This window comes from Pantoea wallisii, assembly GCF_002095485.1.
GTDB lineage: Bacteria > Pseudomonadota > Gammaproteobacteria > Enterobacterales > Enterobacteriaceae > Pantoea > Pantoea wallisii.
Window position 1 is genome coordinate 24663 of record NZ_MLFS01000040.1, and the last position, 22503, is coordinate 47165.

Genomic DNA, 22503 nt, shown 5'->3' on the forward strand with positions numbered 1-22503 from the left:
CGCTTTAGTCAGCGTCCCGCAGACTGTCGCGCCAGCAGTGCGGCGCCCATCATGCCGCCGTGGTGGGCGAACGTCCCCGGCACCACCAGCGCATGCGGCGTACTGCGTAACACGCAGCGCTGCACCGCATCGTTGAGTGCGGCTATCAGTGGGGTGACCGATGCCAGCCCGCCGCCCACGGCAACCAGGGATGCTCCCGTAATGTTGATGCTGTAGGCCAGCGGCTCGCTCACCAGCTGCAACCAGGCCTGAATAGTTTGCTGCGCGCGCGGCTCCGGCTGCTGCCAGCGCGTAATGATCTCTGTGCTGCTGGCGCGCTCGTCGTGCAGCACACGGTGCAAATTCTCCATACCGCGCGCACCGCCTAAGGTATCAAGGCAGCCTTTTTGCCCGCACGGACACGCCTGCCGCGGTATACGTACGGGGGAGCCATCGATCTCCACCTCTGTCAGCGTGATAGGGCCGTGGCCCCACTCTCCGGTTAATCCATTTTGCCCGATGACCAGTCGCCCGTCTGACACCAGCCCGCCGCCCACGCCTGAGCCGAGGATCGCACCCAGCACCACTTTATGGCCCTTGCCGGTACCTGCCAGAGCTTCCGCCAGCGCAAAGCAGTCCGCATCGTTATGCACGATTACCGGCCGCTGTAACGCCGCCGCCAACTCTTTAGCCAGCTGGCGCTGGTGGAAAGCCGGAATATTACTGGCAAACATCTCGCCCGTGAGCGGTGCCACAATACCGGCGGTTGAGATAGCGACCGGTGAATCAGGTGCAAAGTGCGCTTCATGTTGCACAATCATCGCGCTGACCCGCGCGCAGAAAGCGGCCCAGTAATCGGCAGGAATGGGTTGCTGATCGAGAATCTCAAGCGCATCGCGCGCACTCATCACGCCCAGCTTAATAAAAGAGCCGCCGAGATCGAGGCAAATCACCGGGGAATGCGGGTTGGTCATAAACGTTTATCCATTACATCGCGCAGGCCATCGCCCAGCACATTAAAGCCCAGCACGGTAATCAAAATCGCCAGTCCAGGGAATAGGGAAACATAAATATTCAGGCCCAGAAAGTTGCGACCGTCGCTCATCATCGTGCCCCATTCGGGCATCGGTGGCTGAACGCCAAGCCCCAGAAACGACAAACTGGCCGCCGAGAGCACGACCGCGCCGGCCGTTAGCGTCGATTGCACAATTAGCGGGCCAATCGAATTGCGTAAAATGTAGTGCGTGATGATGCGCGGATAGCGCACGCCCAGCATGTGCGCTGCCTCAATGTACTCCATATTTTTCAGCCCCAGCGTCAGGTTACGGCTCAGGCGGGCATACACCGGGATGGAAAACAGCGAGATCGCAATCAGCATATTGGTCAGCCCCTCACCCAATACGCTGACAATCAAAATGGCCAAAACAATGCCGGGAAAAGCGAAGATGATATCCATCACCCACATGATCAGCGCATCGATTTTACGCCCGGCCAGACCGGAGATAATGCCCAGCGGAATTCCAATCACCATGGATATCGCCACGCTCAGACACACCTCAAACAGTGTAATGCGCGCGCCATAGATAACGCGGGCAAAAATATCCCGGCCGTAGTCGTCGGTGCCAAACCAGTGTGCCGCCGACGGCGCCTGCAGGGTGTTGATCAGATCCTGTTCTATTGGGTCCCAGTGGGTTAAGAGCGGCGCAAAAAGCGCCGCCAGAATAACCAGCAGTACCAGTGCGCCACCGAAGGCAATAGAGGGATTGGCGACGAGGAGTTTCACTACCTGCCTGCTTCGCGAGCGCGGCGGCAGCATCGGAGCATCAAGGCTATTCATCAGTCGAACCTTATTTTGGGATTGAGCAGGCCAATGAGGATTTCGCCGACCAGGTTCATCAACACCACGCCTGTTACGGCCACCAGCGTAACGCCCTGGATCACCGGATAGTCGCGATACTTCACGGAATCCACCAGCAAGCGGCCAATCCCGGGCCAGTTGAACACCGACTCCGTCACCACCGCGCCGCCAATCAGGCTGCCGAAATTGAGCGCGACGATGGTGACGATGGGGATAAGCGCGTTACGCAGCGCGTGTTTCCAGTGAATGCTGCCGGAGGACAATCCCTTCGCTTTCGCGGTGCGGATATAGTCCTGGCCCAGCACGTCCAGCATGCTGGAGCGTGTCATGCGCGCAATCATCGCCATCGGCAAAATCGCCAGCGTCACGGTTGGCATGATGTAGTTCTTCCAGGTGTCCGCGCCCAGCAGCGGCAGCCAGCCCAGCTGTACTGCGAAGTAGTTCATCGCCAGCAGCGCCAGCCAGAAGTTGGCAATGGACGCCCCGGCGATGGTCAGTACCATGACAATCTGGTCCGGAATACGCTGGCGGTAGATTGCACCCGTCATGCCTGCCGGCACGCCAATGGCAATCGCCAGCAGATACGCCAGGGCCGCCAGCGACAGCGTATATGGCAGGCGCTCAGCGATCTCCGTGATGACCGGACGCTGCGATTGCAGCGACAGCCCCAGATTGCCGTGCAGCGCTTCACCGGCAAACTTTACGTACTGCACCGGTAACGGCAGATCCAGCCCCAGCCGCACGCGCATGCTGTCCACCGCTTCCTGCGGCGCCTCCGGGCCCGCCATCAGGCGCGCCGGATCGCCCGGCAGCGCGCGAATGGCAATAAACACGATGATCGACACGCCGAAGATAATTAACGGCAGCGAGAGAATCTTTTTCGCGACATACGCTTTCATATCACTTCAGCCATTAGCTCTATTGCTTCACCGCATCGCGCACCACGATCTGGCCGCCAGGCTGCATGGTCACACCGCTGATATTCTTGCGGGTAGCGTAGAGATCGTCCTGATAATAGAGCAGCACCTGCGGCGCTAAGCCGCTGATGCGCTTCTGGGCCTCAAAATAGAGCGCTTTACGTTTGCCATCGTCCAGCGTGGAGGCCGCACTGTCGATCAGCGCGTCAGTCTGTTTATCACTGAAGAAACCGAGGTTTGCGCCGCCCGGGGCAAAACTGCTGCTGTGATAGAGCGGACGCAATTGCAGATCGGAACCGTATAAGCCCGAGGACCAGGACGCCAGCACCGAGTCTGTGCCCTGTGCCGCTTTCTCTTTGACATCAGCAAAGGCCGCTTTAGCCCAGACGCCGCTCTCCATCTGACGAACGCTCAGCTTCACGCCGATTTTGCTCCACATGCCCTGCAACACCTGTGCAGTGCGCGCATCCGGCGCCTGCACCGCAATCGACATAGCAAAGCCCTGCGCGTAGCCTGCGGCTTTCAGGAGATCTTTGGCCTTCTGCAGGTCATACGGATAGTCATGCAGGCTCTTGTCGTAGTTAGGGTCAACCGGTGCCAGCGCGGAGTTCGCCGGCTGGGCATAACCAAACATCACCGCTTTAACCAGCGCCTGCTGGTCAGTGGCGAAGTTCAACGCCTGTCGGACACGCACATCACTGAGCGCTTTGTTTTGTGTATTGAGATCAATCCAGAAAACCGCCGCGCCCGGCGACTGTTTCAGCGTAACGTTACCGTTATTTTTTAACATTCCGGCGAATTGCGGCGGCACCGGGTTGATAATATCTACCTGCCCGGATTGCAGTGCCATATTCATTACTGACGGCTCGCTGCTCCAGGTCCATTTAATTTCATCGGGGCCGCCAGCAGTGCCCCAGTATTGGCTATTCTTTTGCTCCAGCACGAACTCACCGGATTTATACTGCACCAGTTTATACGGCCCGGTGCCGTCAGCTTTATTATTCAGCGTGCCCGCTTTATCCGCCTGAGGACTGACCATTAATCCCGGCCCCGACGCTAATACGGTTAAAAAGGCCGGATTAATTTTTTTCAGCGTGAAGGCCACGGTGAGATCATCTTTTTTCTGCACGTCCTGAATAAACGTGCGAATTTTGCCGCTTCCGGCCAGACCACGTTTGCTGTCCAGGTGGCGCCGGAAGTTCTCCACCACCGCATCGGCGTTAAAGGGGGTGCCATCGTGGAATTTTACGTTAGGGCGCAGCTTAAATGTCCAGTTAAGACCGCTCTCATCCGCCTGCCAGGAGAGCGCCAGCGCCGGCACGATTTTGCCGTCGTCGCCAATACGCGTCAGGCCTTCATACATCGGGTCCAGCACGGTGCCGGTAAAGGTCGCAGTCTGATTACCCGGATCCATGCTGCGCGGCGGTTCGTTTTGCATAATCACCAGTTGAGCGGCGAAAGCGGATGCGCTTGATAGTGATGCCAGAATAACGCCTGCAAGTGTCAGTACCCTGAAATGCTTACTGTTGCTTCTCATAAAGGCCCTCATTATTTAGTGACACAATGAATATCAGAAAAGTCGACATTCACTCTCTGCACGTCCGCGCTGCGTTATTGCTGATGTTGCGATGCATGTACGTTAAGCGCTATCCGTTTATGCTCTGACTGTCCGGCATGGCGTTATATAAGGCACATTCTCAGAACAAAAGCCAAGATGCTTGTTCATATATTTTACTTATACTTCGATCTGGGTTCAGAAAATTAACTAAATACCGTTGAATTTGTTTTCACGGCTGATTATTGTCAGCCTATTACGGCTATTGCGATGAGAACCCTGATGCTTAATGTTCATCAGCAAACAATCCTGCGCTTATTAATCGCTTCTCACGGTATGAGCCGTACGGCCATTGCAGAAAAAATGAAGCTGAGTAAAGCCGCCATCAGCACATTAATTAAAGAGATGCTGCATGCCGGACTACTTGAAGAGAGCATTCCGGAGAGCAACGGCCAGGGTCGCCCATCTGTACTGTTGAAAATGCGTGCAGACAGCGCCTATTTTCTTGGCGCATCGCTAACGGGTGAGGATGTGCATCTGGTGCTGATCGATATGCACGGGCGCGTGCTCGCCAGCACTAAAATGGCACTGAATCTGGATCCGGCCGCGCTGGCTCACACCATCGCCGTCGCCATTCCGCCCCTGCTGGCGCAAAAACAGCTATCGCCGGACCAGCTGATTGGCCTTGGCGTCACCCTTTCCGGCTTTGTGGATGAGAACCAGGCGGTGTGCGTACAGTCCGCCCTGCTGGGCTGGAGAGACGTGCCGCTGGCTGCGCTGCTGCATGAACAGACCGGACTGGAGATCTCACTGGAGAACGACGCTAAAGCGCTGGCGGTGAGTGAGAAAATATTCGGCGTGGCGAAAAAAGCACGCAATTTTACCTTGATAACGCACGGTGACGGCATTGGCTCCGCTCACTTCTTCCAGGGCCAGCTGCATCGTGGCGCCCATGGCGGCGCAGGGGAGATTGCCCATTGCACGATCGAACCGGGCGGAAGGCCGTGCCGTTGTGGCAAGCGCGGCTGTCTGGATACGCTCGCCTCACTGACCGCCCTGCGCGAAAGCATGCGCGATAAAGCGTTGCCGTGCCGTGATGTCGCTGAACTGGAAGCGCTGGCGATGAAGGGCAACAGCGCCGCCATCGCTATTTTGCATCAGGCGGGTCATGCGCTCGGTCTGTCGATAGCCAATATCATTCAGATGAACGATCCGGAGATGATCGTGATCGCCCATCAGCCGAATGCCTTTGACGGCCTGCTAAAAACCGTGGTGATGCAGGCGATCGACAGCCATGTACTGCCGGCCATCATAGGCAAAACCCCTATTTCCAGCATCGTTATCCATCAGGAGAGCTGGGCCCGGGCTGCAGCCAGCGTTGCGGCTTATCGTTTTATCGTTCAACTACCCGACTAACGGAGGCTGTGATGCGCATTGCTTATGGTGGAATTCATACCGAGTGCAGTACCTGGAACCCGGTGCTTAACTATGCCGACGACTTCCGCATTGTGCGCGGCGATGAGATGGCAGCCAACCCCTACTTTGCCTTTCTGCAGGATTATGACGCTGAGTTTCTGCCAACCTTCCATGCACGTGCCATTGCCGGTGGCCCGGTCGCACGCGTAACGTACGACGCGTTTAAGCAGGAGTTCCTTAGCCGGCTACAGGCGCATCTGCCGGTAGATGGCGTCTATTTGGCCATGCACGGCGCCGTCTACGTTGAAGGCATGGAAGATGCTGAAGGCGACTGGATAAGCGCCACGCGCGAACTGGTCGGCGCGGCGTGCCCGATCACCGTCAGTTATGACCTGCACGGCAATGTCACCCAGCGCATTATTGACGCCATTGATATGTTTTCTACCTATCGTACTGCGCCACATATTGATGTTGAAGAGACCATGCGACGTTCAGTCTCCATGCTGGTGAAAAGCCTGCAGACCGGTGTCAAACCCGGTGTGGTCTGGGCACCGATTCCGGTCGTGCTACCCGGTGAGCGCACCAGCACCGAGGATGAACCCGCGAAAAGTCTCTATGCCAGCCTGCCCGGCATTAATCAGCTGGAAACTATCTGGGATGCATCGCTCATGGTGGGTTATGTGTGGGCCGATGAACCGCGTGCGACGGCCGCAGCGATCATGACCGGCACTGACATTAACGTGCTGTCCGCGCAGGCTGAAAGCCTGGCACAGGCTTACTGGCAGGCGCGTGACAAATTTGTATTTGGCTGCACCACCGGCAGCACTGAAGAGTGCGTCCGGATGGCGATAGCCAGCGAAACGGCGCCCGTTATTCTTGCTGACTCCGGTGACAACCCAACCGGCGGCGGCGTGGGCGATCGCGCGGATATGCTGGCTGAGCTGATACGACAAGATGCGCAGGACGTTATCGTGGCGGGGATCACGGATAAACCGGCAACCCAGGCCGCTTTTGCAGCCGGCCCGGGGGCCAGGCTGCAGCTGACGATCGGCGCCACGCTTGATCCATCAGGGGGGAAAGCCAGCGGTGAGTTTGAAGTTATCCATCTTAGCGACGATGCGCGGTCATTAGCGAAACAGGCGCTGCTTAAAATCGGCGGTATTACGGTGGTCGTCGCCGATCGCCGCCGTCCGTACCACAATCTGGCGGATTTTGCCCTGCTCGGTCTCGATCCTGCTGCAGCTAAAATTGTGGTGGTGAAGTCCGGCTATCTTTCACCTGAGCTGGCACCCCTGGCCAATCCCAATCTGATGGCGCTGTCGGAAGGCGTCGTGGATCAATACGTAGAGCGCCTGGAACGTAAACGTAAACTGCAGCCCGCCTATCCCTTTGATACCGATTTTGACTTCCAGCCGGTCAGCACGCCGTCGGCCCGTTTTGTGGTAAAACCATGAGCAGCGCAACCGAACCGACATTACGTATTGAAAACCTGACCGTTGCGTTTCGCACGGACGATCAGTGGCGCGAAGTGGTGAAAAACCTCTCACTGACCCTCAATGCCGGTGAAACGCTGGCTATCGTCGGCGAATCCGGCTCAGGCAAGAGCGTTACCTCTATGGCAATTATGCGGCTGCTGAATATGCGCCACGCGCGCATCAGCGGCAGCGTGCTGCTGAATGGGGTTGATCTGCTGAAATTGAGCGAGAGCGCAATGCGGGATATTCGCGGCAACGCGGTGGCGATGATTTTTCAGGAACCGATGACCAGTCTCAACCCTTCATTTACCATCGGGCACCAGATTGCAGAAGCGCTGATCAATCACCGTCGGATTAGCAAACGTGCCGCACGTGAAGAGACAATTCGTCTGCTGGATAAGGTACGCATTCCTGATGCCGCTAAGCGCTTCGATGACTATCCACACCATTTTTCCGGCGGTATGCGCCAGCGCGTAATGATTGCCATGGCGCTGGCGCTGCGCCCGAAGCTGCTCATCGCCGATGAACCTACCACTGCGCTTGATGTGACGATTCAGGGGCAGATCCTTGACCTGATAAAGACACTGCAGGAGGAGGAAGGGACGGCGGTGTTATTTATTACCCATGATATGGGGGTTGTCGCCGAAGTCGCCGATCGCACCCTGGTGATGTATCAGGGCGATGTGGTGGAGACAGGCACAACGGCGGCTATCTTCTCCACACCCGCCGCGGACTATACCCGCACGCTAATCGCTACCGTGCCGCAGCCCGGCGCGATGCGGGGCATCAGCGGGCCGCAAAAATTTGCGCTGCCGGGTGCAGAATTGGAGGCCACTGCCCCGTCCGTCACGGCCCAACAGCCGCTGCTATCGGTAAAAAATCTCAGTACCCGTTTCAGCGTTCATGAAGGCCTGTTCAGCCGCAAAACCGGCGCGGTTCACGCGGTGGAGAATATCTCTTTTGATTTAATGCCAGGTGAGACGCTCTCGCTGGTGGGCGAATCCGGCTGCGGGAAATCCACAACCGGGCGTTCACTGACGCGCCTGGTTAAGGCCAGCGCCGGACAGATTAACTTTGACGGGCACGATGTTCTGCAGCTGTCAAACCCCGAGCTGCGCCAGCTGCGATCTGCCATGCAGATGATTTTTCAGGATCCTTTTGCCAGCCTTAACCCACGCATGTCGGTGATGGAAGCGTTAACCGAACCGTTTTTGCAGCATCGTTTAGGGGATAAAGCCGCTGCCGCGCATAAGGCCGGCACCTTACTGGAACGCGTTGGTCTTTCTGCCGGCATGCTTAAGCGCTATCCCCATGAATTTTCAGGCGGGCAGCGTCAGCGCATCTGCATTGCCCGCGCGCTGATGCTCGATCCTAAAATGATCATTGCTGATGAGTCTGTCTCGGCGCTCGACGTGACGGTGAAAGCGCAGATCATCAACCTGCTGCTGGATTTGCAACGCAGCCTGGGCTTGTCGTATCTGTTTATTTCGCACGACATGGCAGTGGTCGAGCGTATCAGCCATCGTGTGGCGGTGATGCTGCTGGGTGAAATTGTTGAAATTGGCCCGCGTGTGGCAATTTTCGAGAATCCACAGCATGAATATACCCGCAAGCTGCTCTCTTCGGTGCCGGTGCCCGATCCGGCACGGCGGCACCTCAAACGTAACGTGGAGATTCGCGAGCTGACAAGCCCGGTGCGAGCGCTGGGGTTTGTACCTGAAACGCGCCATTATCGCGAAGTCAGTGCCGGGCACTGGGTGATGCAGTAAGCTGGAGAGAGCTAGTGACGACGATAAACACTTAATAGACGGGAGCGGCCATCAGCGGCATAAATTGCAGTACTTCCTTACTTCATCAGTACCTGGAACTGTGGATTAAACTCATCAAAAATAGGCAGTGCCGCAGCGCCCAGTGCTGCAGTATCGCTGCCCGTCATACCGCTCTTGACACGTATGCCGGTGAGATAGCGACCGCGTACCGATTGATACAGGGGCGGCAGGCGCTGGATGATTTTTTCCAGCAGTGCGGCGGGCATCATGCCGCCTATAATCACGCTTTCAGCATCAAAAATGCACTCCAGCATGTTAATCGCCTGACGCAGCGGCGTGAGCATGGTTTCGATCCAGCGATCAAACAGAGCCGGATCAACGGCCAGAAGATCTTCCGGTAGCGCCGTCATCGGGTCAAGGCCGCAAAACTCATACGCTGCCTGTAGCGAAACATAACGCTCAAGGCAGCCGTGATTACCGCAGTAGCACGCGCGCCCGCCCGGCTCCACTACCACGTGGCCTACTTCACCGGCGTTGTGCGCATGCCCACTGTAGACGTGTCCGTCCATAATAATGCCCGCGCCCAGACCGGTACCGATATAGAGATAGATAAACGAATTAAGGTGGCGCGCCACGCCGTGGAAACGCTCGCCTATTGCTGCAACCGTGGCATCATTTTCCAGCGTGACCGGCAGATTGCTCATCTCGGCCAGCCGGGCGGCAATGTCCACCTCTTTCCAGCCATGCAGCGTGGTTGGCCCCACTGAAGAGATCCCCTCAACGCCAAATGGCCCCGGCATAACCACACCGATGCCTAGCACTTTTTGCCAGCGAGCGCCGAGCTGCTGTTTAATCTCCGCCAGCACCTCAGCAATGCGCGCTAATGTGGCATCCGGCTGCGGCTTCTGCACCAGCATAAGGCGTCTGAAATGTATCTCACCGGTAAGATCCACCAGCACAATCAGTAATGTTTGATGATCAAGATGAATGCCGATGGAGAAAGCGCTGGCCGGATTCAGCGTAACCGGGATGGCCGGTTGACCGCGCCCCTGCTTACGCGGCTGGCGGCTGGTCAGCAATTCTGCCTGTTCCAGCTCAGCCACAATATTCGAAACGGTTTGCGGCGTCAGCGCGGTAAGGCGCGCCAGCTCTGCGCGAGTCAGCTCGCCGTGCAGGCGGATGGCTTCAATGATGACGCGACGATTATGCGCCCGGGCGTGTTCCAGGTTCGTTCCTGATGTTTTCATGGTGCCCGCATCCCTCTTCTCACACTTGCGGTAAATCGCCGCATCAATATCTATGATCGGCCACACATTTTACAACCCATTTACAAGACAAGCGTAAAAATCTGTGCAGAGTAGAGTCCAGCGGCAATCCGGTTGTATGCCCTGGCACGTCACTTGCTTTAGCTCACTGCTGTCAGTTGCTTCTCTGACAATCTGTGCGCTTCATTAAATCAATCAAATTGATTTAATTAAACACCTTTAAAGCCTTAATACGGGAAACATCATGAAAACGTTAATGAAAGCATGTGTTACAGCCGTACTGTTAGCCAGCGCAGGCAGCGCAGCAGCAGCGACCACCCTTAATGCGCTGTTTATGACGCAGGCGGCTTACAGCGAAAATGATATTCGCGCAATGACGCAGGCGTTCCAGAAAGCGCACCCGGATGTGCAGGTCAACCTGGAGTTTGTCCCTTATGAAGCCCTGCATGACAAGATCGTGGCGGCGCGCGGTGCGGGCGGTAATGGCTATGACGTGGTTCTGTTTGACGCTATCTGGCCGGCAGAGTTTAGCAAATATGATCTGCTGCAGGATGTCAGCAGCCGCATCAGCGCCGATGAAAAAGCGAAGATCTTCCCGGGCGCAATGAACACGGTGGTGTTTAACGGCAAAACGCTGGGCATGCCGTGGATTCTGGATACCAAATATCTCTACTACAACAAAGCGATGCTGGAGAAAGCCGGCATTCACGACCTGCCGCAAACCTGGCAGCAGGTTATGGACGATGCACGCATCATTAAACAGAAGAACATTGTTAAATATCCGCTGGTATGGAGCTGGTCGCAGGCAGAAGCGCTGGTGTGCGATTACACCACGCTGGTGTCAGGATTTGGCGGCAAGTTCTACAACAACGGCAAACTCGATTTCTCCAGCCCGGCCTCTTTAAAGGCGGTAGCGCTGATGAAAAGTTCGCTGGATGAGGGGTTGAGTAACCCGGCATCGCGTGAATATCTGGAGGAGGATGTGCGCAAAGCGTTCTCCAACGGCGACGCGGCCTTCGCGCTTAACTGGACCTACATGTACAACATGGCGAATGACCCGAAACAGAGTAAAGTCGCGGGTCAGGTGGGTATTATGCCTGCGCCAGGGGATGCCCCGGATAAAGCGGCGCCGTAAACGGTTCGATGGGGCTCGGCATTGCTAAAGGTAGCACCCATGCTGAACAGGCCTGGCAGTACATCAGCTATATGACATCCCAGCCGGTGCAGAATAACTACGCCACGCTTAGCCTGCCCATCTGGAAAAGCTCTTATCAGGATCCTGCCGTGCTGAAAAATCAGGAGAGCCTGATTGCCGCAGCGGATAAATCACTGAACGTGATGCTTTCACGCCCGGAAACAGCCGACTATTCGCGCCTCTCCAATACGCTTCAGCAGCAGCTGCAACAGGTGCTGGTGGGCAGTGCGAAGCCCGATATTGCGCTGCAGGCGGTGGATAAAAGCGCGGCGCGTCTGCGCTAAGGGGTCAGCATGCTTAGTTTGCGTCAACGCGAACAACGGCAGGCATGGGTGCTATTAGCACCCATGTTACTGGTGATGCTGTTGCTCACCGCATGGCCGCTTCTGCGCACTATCTGGCTCAGTTTTACCGATGCGGCCCTGATCGGCAGCGGTGGTGGCGCGCCTGCGTGGGTTGGGCTGGAGAATTATCTCTACGCCATAACCGATCCCGATTTCCAGACTTCGCTGTGGCGCACGCTCTACTTCACCGTGGTGTCAGTGGCCTGCGAAGGCGTGACGGGCGTGCTGGTCGCGCTGCTGCTGAATCAAAAATTCGCCGGACGCAACGTGCTGCGCGTACTGGTGATTCTGCCCTGGGCGCTGCCAACCATCGTCAACGCTATGATGTGGCGCCTCAATTTTAATCCGGACTACGGCAGCATTAACGCACTGCTGACCCAGCTCCATATCATTGACGGCTACCGTAGCTGGCTTGGCTCGCCGGACTCTGCGCTCAACGCGGTGATGTTTGCTGATGTGTGGAAAAACTATCCGCTGGTGACACTGCTGGTGCTGGCGGCGCTGCAGTCGGTCCCGGACGATCTCTATGAAGCGGCACGGCTGGATGGTGCCTCAGCGTGGCGGCGCTTCCGGGCGATCACCTTTCCGGCGATTGTCGGCTCGCTGAGTGTGGCACTGGTGCTGCGCACCATCGATGCCTTCAAGATATTCGACATCATCTATGTGATGACGCGCGGTGGCCCGGTTGATAGCACTAAAACGCTTAGCTTTTATGTCTATCAGGAGTCGTTCAGCTATCTGCGCGCCGGCAGCGGTGCTGCCTATGCCATGCTGATGACGCTCTTGTGCGCGGTGCTGATCACGCTCTACATGTTGTTACTGTGGCGGCAGCGCCGCCGGGGAAGTGCTCATGAAGGTTAAATTGCGCACCATCGCGAAGTATACCGCCGCGCTGCTGGTGGGGCTTTCCGTGCTGGCGCCGATGGGCTGGCTGTTTTTAATGAGCGTAAGCGCCGCCAGCGATCTCACGCGCATTCCGCTGGAGTGGCTGCCGCGACAGTGGGATTTCAGTCGTTACGGTCGGTTGATATCGCTGGAACCCGGCCAGCCCGGCACGCTCTTCCTGCATGCGCTGGGCAACAGTTTGCTGGTCGCCACAGGCGCAACTCTGATCTGCCTGCTGCTGGCGATCCCGGCCGCGTTTAGTTTTTCTCGCTATCGCGGTCGCGACGGCTGGCTGTTTGCCTCACTGGCGATCTATATGGTGCCACCGGTCGCGTTTGTGCTGCCGCTCTACTTCCTGCTCCAGCAGCTGGACCTGCTCAATACCCGTCCGGGTTTAATCATTGTCTACTGCTCACTGATTCTGCCGTTCCTGACCTGGATGCTGAAAAATCAGTTTGATGCACTGCCGCAGGATATCGAACAGGCGGCGCGACTGGACGGGCTGCGCATCTGGCAGGTCCTGCTGCGGATTACTCTGCCACTGGCCAAACCGGTGCTGGGTGCTGCGGCCCTGTTTGGCTGGCTGCTGGCCTGGGATGAGTTTTTTTACGCGCTGCTATTCACCAGTAATATCGCCGCGCAGACGCTGCCGGTCACCATTGCCGGATTTACCGCCGGTCGCGCCACCGATGACGGATTAATCGCCGCCGTCGGCATTCTGGCCTCGGTGCCACCGTTATTTATTGCTATCTGGCTGCAAAAGACGCTGGTCAGCGGCCTTGCCAGTGGCGGGAGCAAAGGATGATGACGAAGAGGGATGCCAGCGCCACGCTCTACGTGGCAGGCAATATCAATGTTGATCTCATTATGGGCACGCTCGATAGCTGGCCGCAGCGCGGCACTGAGGTGATGCTGAATCACAGTGAGCTGCGCCCCGGCGGCTCCGCCGGTAATTGTGCGCTGGCGCTGGAGGCCATGCAGGTGCAACACCGTGCTATCGCCAACCAGGGCGATGACGGGCTGAGCGCCTGGCTGGCGAGCCATTTCCCGCACAGCGCAGCGTACTGGACGCGCTACAGCTGCGAGACATCGCTAACCGTCGGCGTAACGCACTCTGACCATGAACGCTCGTTTTTGAGCAACCTCGGCCACATTGTGCGCCTTAGCGCGCAGGATGTGCTGGCACAGCTGCCAAAACAGGCCAGTCCCGGCGATATCGTCCTGTTGTGTGGCACATTTCTGTGTTTACAGCTTTATGAAGAGTATCCGGCGCTGCTGGGCGAGCTGCAACGGCGCGGCTACATCACGGCGGTGGATACCGGCTGGCCACCTCAGGGTTGGAGCGACGCGGTGCGGGATCAGCTCGCCCGCTGGCTGGCGCTGTGCGACTGGCTGCTACTCAACGAGGTAGAGACGCTGGGGCTCAGCGCACAGGACGATCTGCCGCGTGCCGCGCAGCAGTTGGCAAGCCAGTTAAGCGGCCGCGGCGGTTGCGTAGTAAAACGCGGAGCAGAGGGCGCGGCTTGCTGGCACAACGGCGGCGCATGGCATCAGCCGGCCCGACCTGTGACGGTGGTGGATACCATCGGCGCAGGCGACAGCTTCAATGCCGGTTTTCTCGCGGCGCTGGTGCATCAGCAGGAGATCCCCCACGCGCTGCGATGGGGCATTGCGGTGGCGTCTCTGGCCATCAGTACTCAGCCGCGTCGCTATCCCGACTGGCATCAACTGCAACTTTCCGCACAGGAGTTTTAATCATGGCCAGTGTTGAACTCGTCAAAGTGGCCAAACGCTACGCCAGACAGACGGTGCTGCATCCACTTGATCTCACTATTCCCGATGGCAGCTTTACCGTGCTGGTCGGGCCGTCGGGCTGCGGCAAATCGACGCTGCTGCGCCTGCTGGCCGGGCTGGAGAGTTTGTCAGATGGCGAGATCTTGATGAATAACGTACAGATCACCGATCGCGATCCCGCCGACCGCGATATCGCCATGGTGTTTCAGAGCTACGCGCTCTATCCGCATCTGACGGTGGCAGAGAATCTGGCGTTTCATATGCAGGTAAAAAAGGTGAAGCGCGAGGAGCAGCAGAGCAAAATCGAGCGCATCGCCGCTATTCTGGGAATCGATAAACTGCTGCAGCGCTATCCGCGCGCCCTCTCTGGCGGACAGCGTCAGCGCGTAGCGATGGGCCGCGCGATGGTGCGTAATCCACAGGTATTTCTCTTCGATGAGCCTCTCTCTAACCTTGATGCGCAGCTGCGTATGGAGTTGCGCGCTGAGATCAAGTCTCTGCACCAGCGTTTCAAAACCACTATGGTCTATGTGACGCATGATCAGGTTGAGGCCATGACGCTGGCAGACCAGATCGTGGTGATGAAAGAGGGAAGAATCGTGCAGCAGGGCGCGCCGCTGGCTATTTACGATCGCCCGGCAGATACATTTGTCGCACGGTTTATTGGTTCGCCACCGATGAATCTGCTTTCAGGCCAGTTGCTGATGCGCGACGGCGTGCCTGGCGTGCAGTGCCAGGATCTGTGGCAACCGCTACCGCCACGCTGGCACGCCACCGCGCGCCAACAGGAAGGTACGCCCGTCACGGTGGGCGTGCGTCCGCATGATCTGCTGGAAGCGGCGGAAGGCACCACTGCGCAGGTGAATGTGGTAGAGATCACCGGTGAATCGACGCTATTGCACCTTACGTGGTACGGCCAGGCATTGCATATGCAGATAGGTGGCCGGCATCCCGCGATGAGCGGTGATGCTATCGGTTTAAAATTTAATGCAGAGAAGATACATCTGTTTGATGCAGCGACAGGCGCGAGGCTGGCGGAATCGTAAGTCGATAATAACAGCGCGCCCGGTGTGACGACCCGTCAGGGCCGCCACGCCGAAATCTGCAAGGGGCTGTTTTTTTAGCCCCGCATTATCCTTCCGCTGACAGCGGCTGGAAGGTGCGGCGATTCAGACTGGTGAGCACCACCAGCAGCCCCATCATCGCCAGCTCAGCCAGCAGCGTACCTGAAATGGCCGTCAAATGATCGCCGTGCTGATTTATCTGGGTAAACACGCCGCCCAGCAGCATCGGCCCCAATCCCAGCGCCGATTGCTGCACCGTCGATAACACCGCGCTCCCGGCGCCGGCCTGATGATGCGGTACGCCGCTCATGCCGATACGATAAAAGGTGCTGACAATAAAGGACTGACCAAAACCAATCAGCACGGTAGCAGGGATCAGCGTCACAATGCCCACATCCGGCCAGGCAAACTCAAAGGTGCCGATCAATGCCAGCAGCCCGGTCATCTGAATGCCGCAACCGATAAGCAGCGTTGCCCGGCGCCCATAACGCTCGACCATCTGTGTTGAACGCATGGAGCCGATGAAATACGCCGCCCCCAGCGCAATAAAAGCATTACCAGACTGAAATGCCGTCAGCCCGAGGCCGGTTTGCAGGGTAAGCGCCACGGCGAACATAAAACCACTCCAGCAGGAGAAAAACAGTACCGCCAACGTCAGGCCAAAACGTACGCTTGGTAAACGCAGCAGCGAAGGTGGCAGAAGCGGGGCTCCGCCTGTTGCTTCCAGTCGCAGCGAGGTGCGGCGCAATCGGTGCAAAAAGAGCGGAAACAGTAACAGCAGCAGAATGCATGGCCATGACCAGTGCAGCAGCGGCCCAAGCGCCAGCGCCAGCATCAGGCAGCCAATCGCGCCCGCCAGTAACAGCGTACCGTTAATGTCTACCGCTACGCGCTGAGGGTTGCGCGTTTCCGGCACAAAGCGCCGCGCGCTAAACAGCACAAACAGGCAGATGGGTAAATTGATCAGGAACACGCTGCGCCAGCCATAGCCGCCGATATCGGTTTTGATCAGAAACCCGCCCAGTACCTGGCCGATGATAAATGCCAGTCCGCCGATGCCGCCGTACAAACCAATAGCCCGTGCGTGCGCCCTGCCCTGCAACGTTACATGCAGCGTCGCAAGAATCTGCGGCACCATAAATGCAGCGCCGACTCCCTGTAAAGCCCGCGCAAACATCAGCATTCCTGTGCTGCCTGCCACGCCACACAGTAATGAGGCGATACCGAAGATCATCACCCCGATAAGAAACACCCGACGGCGGCCGTAGTTGTCGCCAAGGCGGCCGCCCATCGCCAGACAGATAGCAAAGGCAATGCCATACACCGCAACAATCAGCGCCAGCTGAATTGGCGTGGCATGTAGCGAGAGCGCCATGGCATCAAGCGCCACGTTGACGATGGAAAAATCGATCATCGGCAGGAGTTGTCCGGCCAGCAGAACCAGCAGTCCTGCGCGTTTAAGTTGTGACATTTGCATCGGTTTACCCTTGTTTTTGCTTCCACTGCGGCATAGCATCACTGAACTGTTAAACGGGTACCAGTGCTTGATTATCATGGTATAAATACTACCCGCCTCGTCTGGAGTCACTGCTTATGAGCACGGCGCAAGCCCCCACTTTGGCTGAACATAACAACCGCAAATTGCTGGGTACCTTCCTGAGAACGCGTCGTGAAAGCCTGGATCCCAACCGGCTCGGTTTACCGCGCATGCGCCATCGCCGTACGCCGGGCCTGCGGCGTGAAGAGGTGGCGCAGCTGGCTGATGTCGGCGTCACCTGGTACACCTGGCTGGAACAGGGGCGCGATATCAATGCCTCGCCGAAAACCCTGACGGCCATTGCTACCGCGCTACAGTGCAATGATGTAGAGACGCAACACCTGTTCTTCCTGGCGGGCCATACTCTGCCCTCAACGCGCGTGGCCGCAGCCTGCTGCAAAATCGCTGAACACAATCAGCGGATGCTGGATGCCATTCAGCTGCCCGCTATCATTGAAACGCCGCGCTTCGATATTCTCGGGTATAACCAGGCCTGGTGTGGGCTGATGGGGGTTGATCTGGCGGAGATTGCCCCGGAGGACCGTAACTGTATCTGGCTGGCCTTTACCCATCCGGCATGGCGCAAGGTTATGCGTGACTGGGATGAAGTAATGCCGCAGATGGTCGCCATGTTTCGCGGTCAGATGGGCGAGCATCTGGGCGATCCGCACTGGGAGAGTTTTCTGGCACGCCTGATGAATGGTTCGGATGAGTTTGCCCACACATGGCAGCGCTATGAATTGGGCAAGGTGGAGAACCGCGTAAAGCGTTTTTATCATGAAGAGACCGGCGAGCTGACGCTTCGCCAGAATAACTGGTGGTCCGCCTCACGTAATGGCGATCGCCTGCTGGTATATGTGCCCGACGATGCCGCCAGCGCTGCTGCATTACATAAGCTCATGCCTTAAATAAACCTTATGAGACCCGCAGGGTCTCTGTTCCTGTTTCTGATATCCCTGCCAGAACCCATTATTCTGACTATGCTTATCCTGTGATTCTGACTCAGGAGAAGGCATGAAAATACTCTATTTCGTTTCGCTTATTGCCTCTGCCGGATATTTACTGGCGTTTCTGCCGAAATTACGCACGCGACGTGAGCCGGTCGCTTATTGGGGCTGCTGGGCTTATTTAAGTATCAATGCCATATACTGGGTAATATTCGCGCTGCGCTACTATTTCATGCGCTGATATTTTACCTTAATCAGGGAGTTCTGTTATGTCTGAAAATAACCGCGATAAAATGCCGTACCTGCTCTATTTAGCCCGTCAGCGTTTACTGCTGGAAAATATTGATGGCCATATCGTTGATATTGGCGGAGCGGAAACCACTGGCGATCGCTACCGCTGGAAACTGGATGGGAAAGAGGCGCAGGGCGAAACGCTTAATGAAGTTGATGCGCTACTGGAAGAGGTAGAAAAACATCTGAGCTTTCTGTTCGTTGACGGGCAGTTTACCAGCCTGCCCGATGTCAGTGAGGATTATGGCGATCGACTTGATAATGCGCCGTCACGCCAGATCGCGCTGCCGGAACTCAGCGACAATGATGAAAATATTGTGCGCTAACGTATGAACAGGCTGCCTGCAGGCAGCCTGCTGAACCTTATACCGCTGGCGTGGTGCTTGCCATTCCTGGCACGAGAATAACTTTGCGACAATCCTCTTTGCGCTTCTCAAATATTTCATAGCCACGCGCCGCATCTTCCAGCGGCATATGATGGGTTACAATCTCTTCCGGGGTCAGTAAACCTTGCTCGATCAGTGACAAAAGACGCGGCAGATAGGCCTGTACATGCGTCTGTCCCATCTTGAATGTCAGCCCCTTATCGAACGCATCGCCAAACATAAAGCCGTGGATGAAGCCGGCATATACGCCCGGTACACTCACCACGCCACCCCGCCGTACAGCGGCGATACACTGCCGCAGCGCTTTACCGCTGCTGCCTTCCAGTTTGAGGTTGCTCAGCACCGTCTCAGTCAGGCTACCTTTAGCTTCAAAGCCCACCGCATCAATCACGGCATCCACGCCACGATTACCTTTCGTGTGGTCGATGATCCAGGCGGCAGGATCGTCAATCTCATCAAAGTTGATCGGAATAACCCCATAGCGCTGGCGGGCAAAATCGAGCCGGTAAGCGTTATGGTCAATCATGAAGATCTCTTCCGCTCCCGCCAGACGGGCGCAGGCCGCACTCAGTAAACCTACCGGGCCGGCACCAAAAATTGCCACGCTGGAGCCTTTATCCAGACCGGCATTCTGTACGGCCTGCCAGGCGGTCGGCAAAATATCTGAAAGGAATAACACTTTGTCATCCGGCAGCGTCAGCGGCACTTTAAAGGGCCCGGTATTGGCCTTCGGCACGCGCACATATTCCGCCTGCCCACCCGGCACGCCGCCATATAATTTGCTGTAGCCAAACAGCGCTGCCGGTGCGGTAATATTCTTTTTATTTAAAATTGCACCCCGTCCGCTATTGGTTGTTTCACAGGCGGCATATTGGTGCAGGTGACAAAAGAAACAGTCGCCACAGGCAATAACGAAAGGCACTACAACGCGATCGCCAATTTGCACATTGGTAACGTCGCGTCCCGCTTCCACCACTTCTCCCATAAATTCATGACCAAATATGTCGCCATGATCGGTGCCGGGAATTTTTCCCCGATAAAGGTGTAAATCGGAGCCGCAAATGGCCGTGGCCGTTACCCGCAGAATAATGTCATCCGGCTGCTCTAATATTGGATCGGGTACGGTTTCTACGCGCACACGATGCGGGCCGTGATAAGTCAGTGCTTTCATAATCTCTTCCTCATAAATAAACGTAGCGTGCGCCCGAAACTTTTTAAGGCGAGTGAAGTAAGCCTGGTGATAATCATTAATTAGGCAAGCGCATCGGTAACGGTATTTGGGATGCTGCGCTTAGTTGAGGAGAGTTGCGAGGCATCTCGCAAGTCGTTACCTGGTACAACAATGGTTAAAAAAAACACTGGATATAACAACAGTAAACTGTATACTTATCCAGCGGCCTGATTGACTGATTTACGTTTGTAAGAGGTGATACTGATGATGATCTCAACTGAGAGTTTGTCTGCTCTGAACGCTAGCCTGCTGATGAGCAGCCGTGAAATCGCCAGATTGACTGGCATCACGCATGGCGAAGTGAAGCGCCTGATTAAAAGTCTGGAAACCGCGCAGCGCCTTTCCCAGCCTGTCACGGTGAATCTTTACGAGCATGAAGGGGAGCAACGTCAGGAGTTTCAGCTCAATAAACGTGACTCCCTGCTGGCGGTGGCACGTCTTTCGCCGGGCTTTACGGCTGAACTGCTCGATCGCTGGCAGGAGCGGGAAAAATTTACCCATATCCCTGATTTCACCAATCCGGCTGAAGCCGCACGCGCCTGGGCGGAACAGTTTGAACAGCGTCGTGCAGCAGAGCAGCAGCTGGCGCTCTCTGCCCCAAAGGCGGAGTTCTTTGACCGCCTCGTTGACGTGCATGAGTCGCTGGGTTTCCGCCAGCTGTGCAAGATGCTGAAGGTGAAAGAGACAGATTTCCGCCAGTTCCTGCTGGAACGCAACATTATGTACCGCGATAAGGGCGTACTGGCGCCGCAGAAACACCATTTGCAGGCTGGCTATTTTGCGCTGCGCTGTGGTACCGGAGAGAACCAGCATGCGTTTTCTCAGGCACGTTTCACGGCTAAAGGGGTGAAATGGGTCGCCAGCCTGTGGGCCGGTCATGTCGCTACACGGCCTGATGGCGTGGCGGCATAACGCTTAACAGCCACCTGTGCGCAGCTGGCCTCGGGGTTTTTTAGCCTGCAGGCCATCTGCACAGGTTGCGCATAATTACTGCACTTCGCCTCCCCCGGAGAGGCTTTGCGCTTCGGCGCACGACACGCAGGCACTTCCTGAATCTGTTTGTCACCCGATATTACTGTGCCGCCGGAAAGTTTCGTACAATCGGCGCAAACTCATCAGCCTGTTTCCCAAACAGTCGCTGTGGACGAAAGTCACTGAGTAGATCGCTTGCCGTATCGTTAACCATCTCTTCCGCTACCAGCCTGCCCAGCAGCGGCGAAAGCGTAATGCCGCTGTGCGTTACCGCTACATATACCCGCTGATGCGGAGTCACATAGCCAATGGCCGGCAAGCCATCAGCAGGACGTGCACGCTGCCCGACGACAATCTGCTCAATGCGTAACTTGCCGGCATCATCAAAGAGCGCCTGATAGCGCTCGCAGAACTGCCGGGCGATCTCCCCTTCCGGCGCTGGCGGTGCCGCCGGATCGGCCAGATGATCGAGATCCAGCGCTTGTAACAGCAAACGCCCGCCGCCGTCTGGCCGCACATTTAACCGCGGCGAAATTAAGTTGGTGCCCAGCGGTAGCGGTTGCGGTGCAGTGCGCGCCAGGAAGCTGCAGGCGACCGGGTCAGGTTTACTGGTATCCAACAGGGCAATATGGATGTCCAGCGTATGCAGTAGCTGATTGGCCCAGCGCCCGGTGGCCAGCACGATACGGTCGCCGTGCCACTCCTCCCCACTCTCCAGCTGCAGGGTAACGCCGTCACGGTTTTCACTTATATGCCGTATCGCCTGGTGCTGCTGCATCACCGCACCATGTGCCTGCGCTTCTGTCCAGAGTCGCGCGAGATAGAGCATCGGGTACAGCAGCGATTCGGTCGGGAAGTGCCAGATACTGCCGCTGACCGCCTGCGGCCGCAGTGCCGGGATCTCCTGCTGTAGCTCCGTTAGCGTTACCTGACGGACCGCATAACCGGTTTGCTGCAGCGCAGTAACGCGCTGCAGTAGCCGCTGCTGCGCGTCGCCCGTACCGGCCCACTCCCAGGTGCCGCAGCTCTCCAGCCAGCGCAAACTGTTCGGCTGCGTCAGCTGCAGGCGGGCGTGATCCTCCATTGCCAGAGCATTGAGCCGTTGATAGGCGGGCGGCGGCTTGCCATTTGCATTAACCCAGGCAAAGGTCGTGCTGCTGGTGCCAGCCCCCATATAGTCCCGATCGAATATCGTGACCTGTGCGCCCTGCAGCGCTAAAGCACGCGCTACGGCTAAGCCGATCACACCTGCGCCAACTACCGCAATCTGTTGCGTTGCCATACCCTCATCCCCCTGTTTGATGCATCAACCCGTACTTTACCCTTACATAACCGCCGTCAGCGTCATACGAATAAATTCTCTCACCCCTCGGCATCGGTAAACCGTTAACGGATCAGGCGAAACTCGCTTCGCTCGCTGGCGTACTTTCCTTACCGGGTCTACGGTTAATCAAAAAGCACAATAATTTAACCAACCGTGGAAAGCCTGTATGACCGTCCATGTCGACATTGCAGCACATCAGCAAAGCGAATTTCTTCAGCTGCATCAGGATTTGCAGACTCACCTTGAGTTGCTCCTGCCCGCCGGCCAGCAGGCCGATCGCGTGCGCGCCGCCATGCGTG

20 protein-coding genes and 1 pseudogene are annotated in these 22503 nt (G+C 56.9%); 12 read left to right on the forward strand and 9 right to left on the reverse strand.

What is annotated here, in order from left to right:
• Positions 1-8: 8 nt before the first annotated feature.
• From HA48_RS14355 to HA48_RS14370, 4 genes are read right to left on the reverse strand one after another with little or no spacing between them, the layout of a single operon-like run.
• Positions 9-953 (reverse strand): ROK family protein, encoded by a 945-nt coding sequence (locus HA48_RS14355; protein WP_128601924.1) that lies wholly within the window; start codon positions 951-953, stop codon positions 9-11.
• Positions 950-1795 carry an ABC transporter permease gene (locus tag HA48_RS14360; protein WP_425270669.1) on the reverse strand — a complete coding sequence of 282 codons (846 nt, stop codon included), beginning with the start codon at positions 1793-1795 and terminating at the stop codon, positions 950-952. The genes HA48_RS14355 and HA48_RS14360 overlap by 4 nt, the downstream gene beginning before the upstream one ends.
• A gap of 20 nt (positions 1796-1815) precedes the next feature.
• Positions 1816-2736, reverse strand: a complete 921-nt coding sequence (locus HA48_RS14365; protein ID WP_128601926.1) for an ABC transporter permease — start codon at positions 2734-2736, stop codon at positions 1816-1818.
• A gap of 19 nt (positions 2737-2755) precedes the next feature.
• Complete coding sequence (locus HA48_RS14370; RefSeq protein ID WP_128601927.1) at positions 2756-4291, reverse strand: ABC transporter substrate-binding protein; 1536 nt, start codon at positions 4289-4291, stop codon at positions 2756-2758.
• Positions 4292-4591: 300 nt separating this feature from the next.
• Here HA48_RS14370 and HA48_RS14375 point away from each other — a divergent pair, with 300 nt between their 5' ends.
• Genes HA48_RS14375 through HA48_RS14385 form a run of 3 tightly spaced genes read left to right on the forward strand, consistent with a single transcriptional unit; the run spans position 4592 to position 8969 of the window.
• Complete coding sequence (locus tag HA48_RS14375; RefSeq protein ID WP_128601928.1) at positions 4592-5725, forward strand: ROK family transcriptional regulator; 1134 nt, start codon at positions 4592-4594, stop codon at positions 5723-5725.
• A gap of 11 nt (positions 5726-5736) precedes the next feature.
• A complete protein-coding gene (locus HA48_RS14380; RefSeq protein WP_128601929.1) occupies positions 5737-7179 on the forward strand; it encodes a M81 family metallopeptidase in 1443 nt (480 codons plus the stop codon).
• On the forward strand, positions 7176-8969 hold the full coding sequence (locus HA48_RS14385) for an ABC transporter ATP-binding protein (protein WP_128601930.1): 1794 nt from the start codon (positions 7176-7178) through the stop codon (positions 8967-8969). Before HA48_RS14380 ends, HA48_RS14385 begins: the two co-directional genes overlap by 4 nt.
• Positions 8970-9046: 77 nt before the next feature.
• Here HA48_RS14385 and HA48_RS14390 read toward each other — a convergent pair whose 3' ends face one another.
• Positions 9047-10216: an ROK family transcriptional regulator gene (locus tag HA48_RS14390; protein WP_128601931.1), complete on the reverse strand. Its 1170-nt coding sequence runs from the start codon at positions 10214-10216 to the stop codon at positions 9047-9049.
• A 262-nt stretch (positions 10217-10478) separates the two neighbouring features.
• Between HA48_RS14390 and HA48_RS14395 the strand changes: the two are divergent.
• From HA48_RS14395 to HA48_RS14415, 5 genes and pseudogenes are all read left to right on the forward strand, one after another.
• A pseudogene (locus HA48_RS14395) lies at positions 10479-11713 on the forward strand (extracellular solute-binding protein).
• 9 nt (positions 11714-11722) lie between these two features.
• The gene (locus HA48_RS14400; RefSeq protein WP_128601932.1) at positions 11723-12634 is read left to right on the forward strand and encodes a carbohydrate ABC transporter permease; all 912 of its coding nucleotides are present in this window, start codon (positions 11723-11725) and stop codon (positions 12632-12634) included.
• Complete coding sequence (locus HA48_RS14405) at positions 12624-13463, forward strand: carbohydrate ABC transporter permease (RefSeq protein ID WP_128601933.1); 840 nt, start codon at positions 12624-12626, stop codon at positions 13461-13463. The genes HA48_RS14400 and HA48_RS14405 overlap by 11 nt, the downstream gene beginning before the upstream one ends.
• The gene (locus tag HA48_RS14410; protein WP_128601941.1) at positions 13463-14413 is read left to right on the forward strand and encodes a carbohydrate kinase family protein; all 951 of its coding nucleotides are present in this window, start codon (positions 13463-13465) and stop codon (positions 14411-14413) included. Before HA48_RS14405 ends, HA48_RS14410 begins: the two co-directional genes overlap by 1 nt.
• A gap of 2 nt (positions 14414-14415) precedes the next feature.
• The gene (locus HA48_RS14415) at positions 14416-15498 is read left to right on the forward strand and encodes an ABC transporter ATP-binding protein (protein WP_128601934.1); all 1083 of its coding nucleotides are present in this window, start codon (positions 14416-14418) and stop codon (positions 15496-15498) included.
• Between the two features lie 85 nt (positions 15499-15583).
• Here the strand turns inward: HA48_RS14415 and HA48_RS14420 are convergent, their stop codons facing one another.
• Entirely contained in the window at positions 15584-16993 is a 1410-nt protein-coding gene (locus HA48_RS14420) for an MFS transporter (protein WP_128601935.1), read from the reverse strand.
• Between the two features lie 116 nt (positions 16994-17109).
• Between HA48_RS14420 and HA48_RS14425 the strand changes: the two genes are divergently transcribed.
• The 3 genes from HA48_RS14425 to HA48_RS14430 all read left to right on the forward strand — a co-directional run bounded on the left by HA48_RS14425 (position 17110) and on the right by HA48_RS14430 (position 18617).
• Positions 17110-17961 (forward strand): helix-turn-helix transcriptional regulator, encoded by an 852-nt coding sequence (locus HA48_RS14425; RefSeq protein ID WP_128601936.1) that lies wholly within the window; start codon positions 17110-17112, stop codon positions 17959-17961.
• 106 nt (positions 17962-18067) lie between these two features.
• Positions 18068-18241, forward strand: a complete 174-nt coding sequence (locus HA48_RS22200) for a hypothetical protein (protein WP_167377154.1) — start codon at positions 18068-18070, stop codon at positions 18239-18241.
• Between the two features lie 28 nt (positions 18242-18269).
• A complete protein-coding gene (locus tag HA48_RS14430; RefSeq protein WP_128601937.1) occupies positions 18270-18617 on the forward strand; it encodes a thioredoxin domain-containing protein in 348 nt (115 codons plus the stop codon).
• Between the two features lie 37 nt (positions 18618-18654).
• On the opposite strand, the gene HA48_RS14435 is transcribed toward HA48_RS14430, so the two are convergent.
• Positions 18655-19848 (reverse strand): zinc-dependent alcohol dehydrogenase, encoded by a 1194-nt coding sequence (locus HA48_RS14435; protein ID WP_128601938.1) that lies wholly within the window; start codon positions 19846-19848, stop codon positions 18655-18657.
• 264 nt (positions 19849-20112) lie between these two features.
• Here HA48_RS14435 and HA48_RS14440 point away from each other — a divergent pair, with 264 nt between their 5' ends.
• Entirely contained in the window at positions 20113-20820 is a 708-nt protein-coding gene (locus HA48_RS14440) for a phage antirepressor KilAC domain-containing protein (protein ID WP_167377155.1), read from the forward strand.
• Positions 20821-20980: 160 nt separating this feature from the next.
• Here HA48_RS14440 and HA48_RS14445 read toward each other — a convergent pair whose 3' ends face one another.
• The gene (locus HA48_RS14445) at positions 20981-22162 is read right to left on the reverse strand and encodes an NAD(P)/FAD-dependent oxidoreductase (protein WP_128601939.1); all 1182 of its coding nucleotides are present in this window, start codon (positions 22160-22162) and stop codon (positions 20981-20983) included.
• A 112-nt stretch (positions 22163-22274) separates the two neighbouring features.
• A partial coding sequence (locus HA48_RS22060; RefSeq protein ID WP_158086968.1) for a hypothetical protein occupies positions 22275-22503 on the reverse strand: 229 nt, incomplete at its 5' end.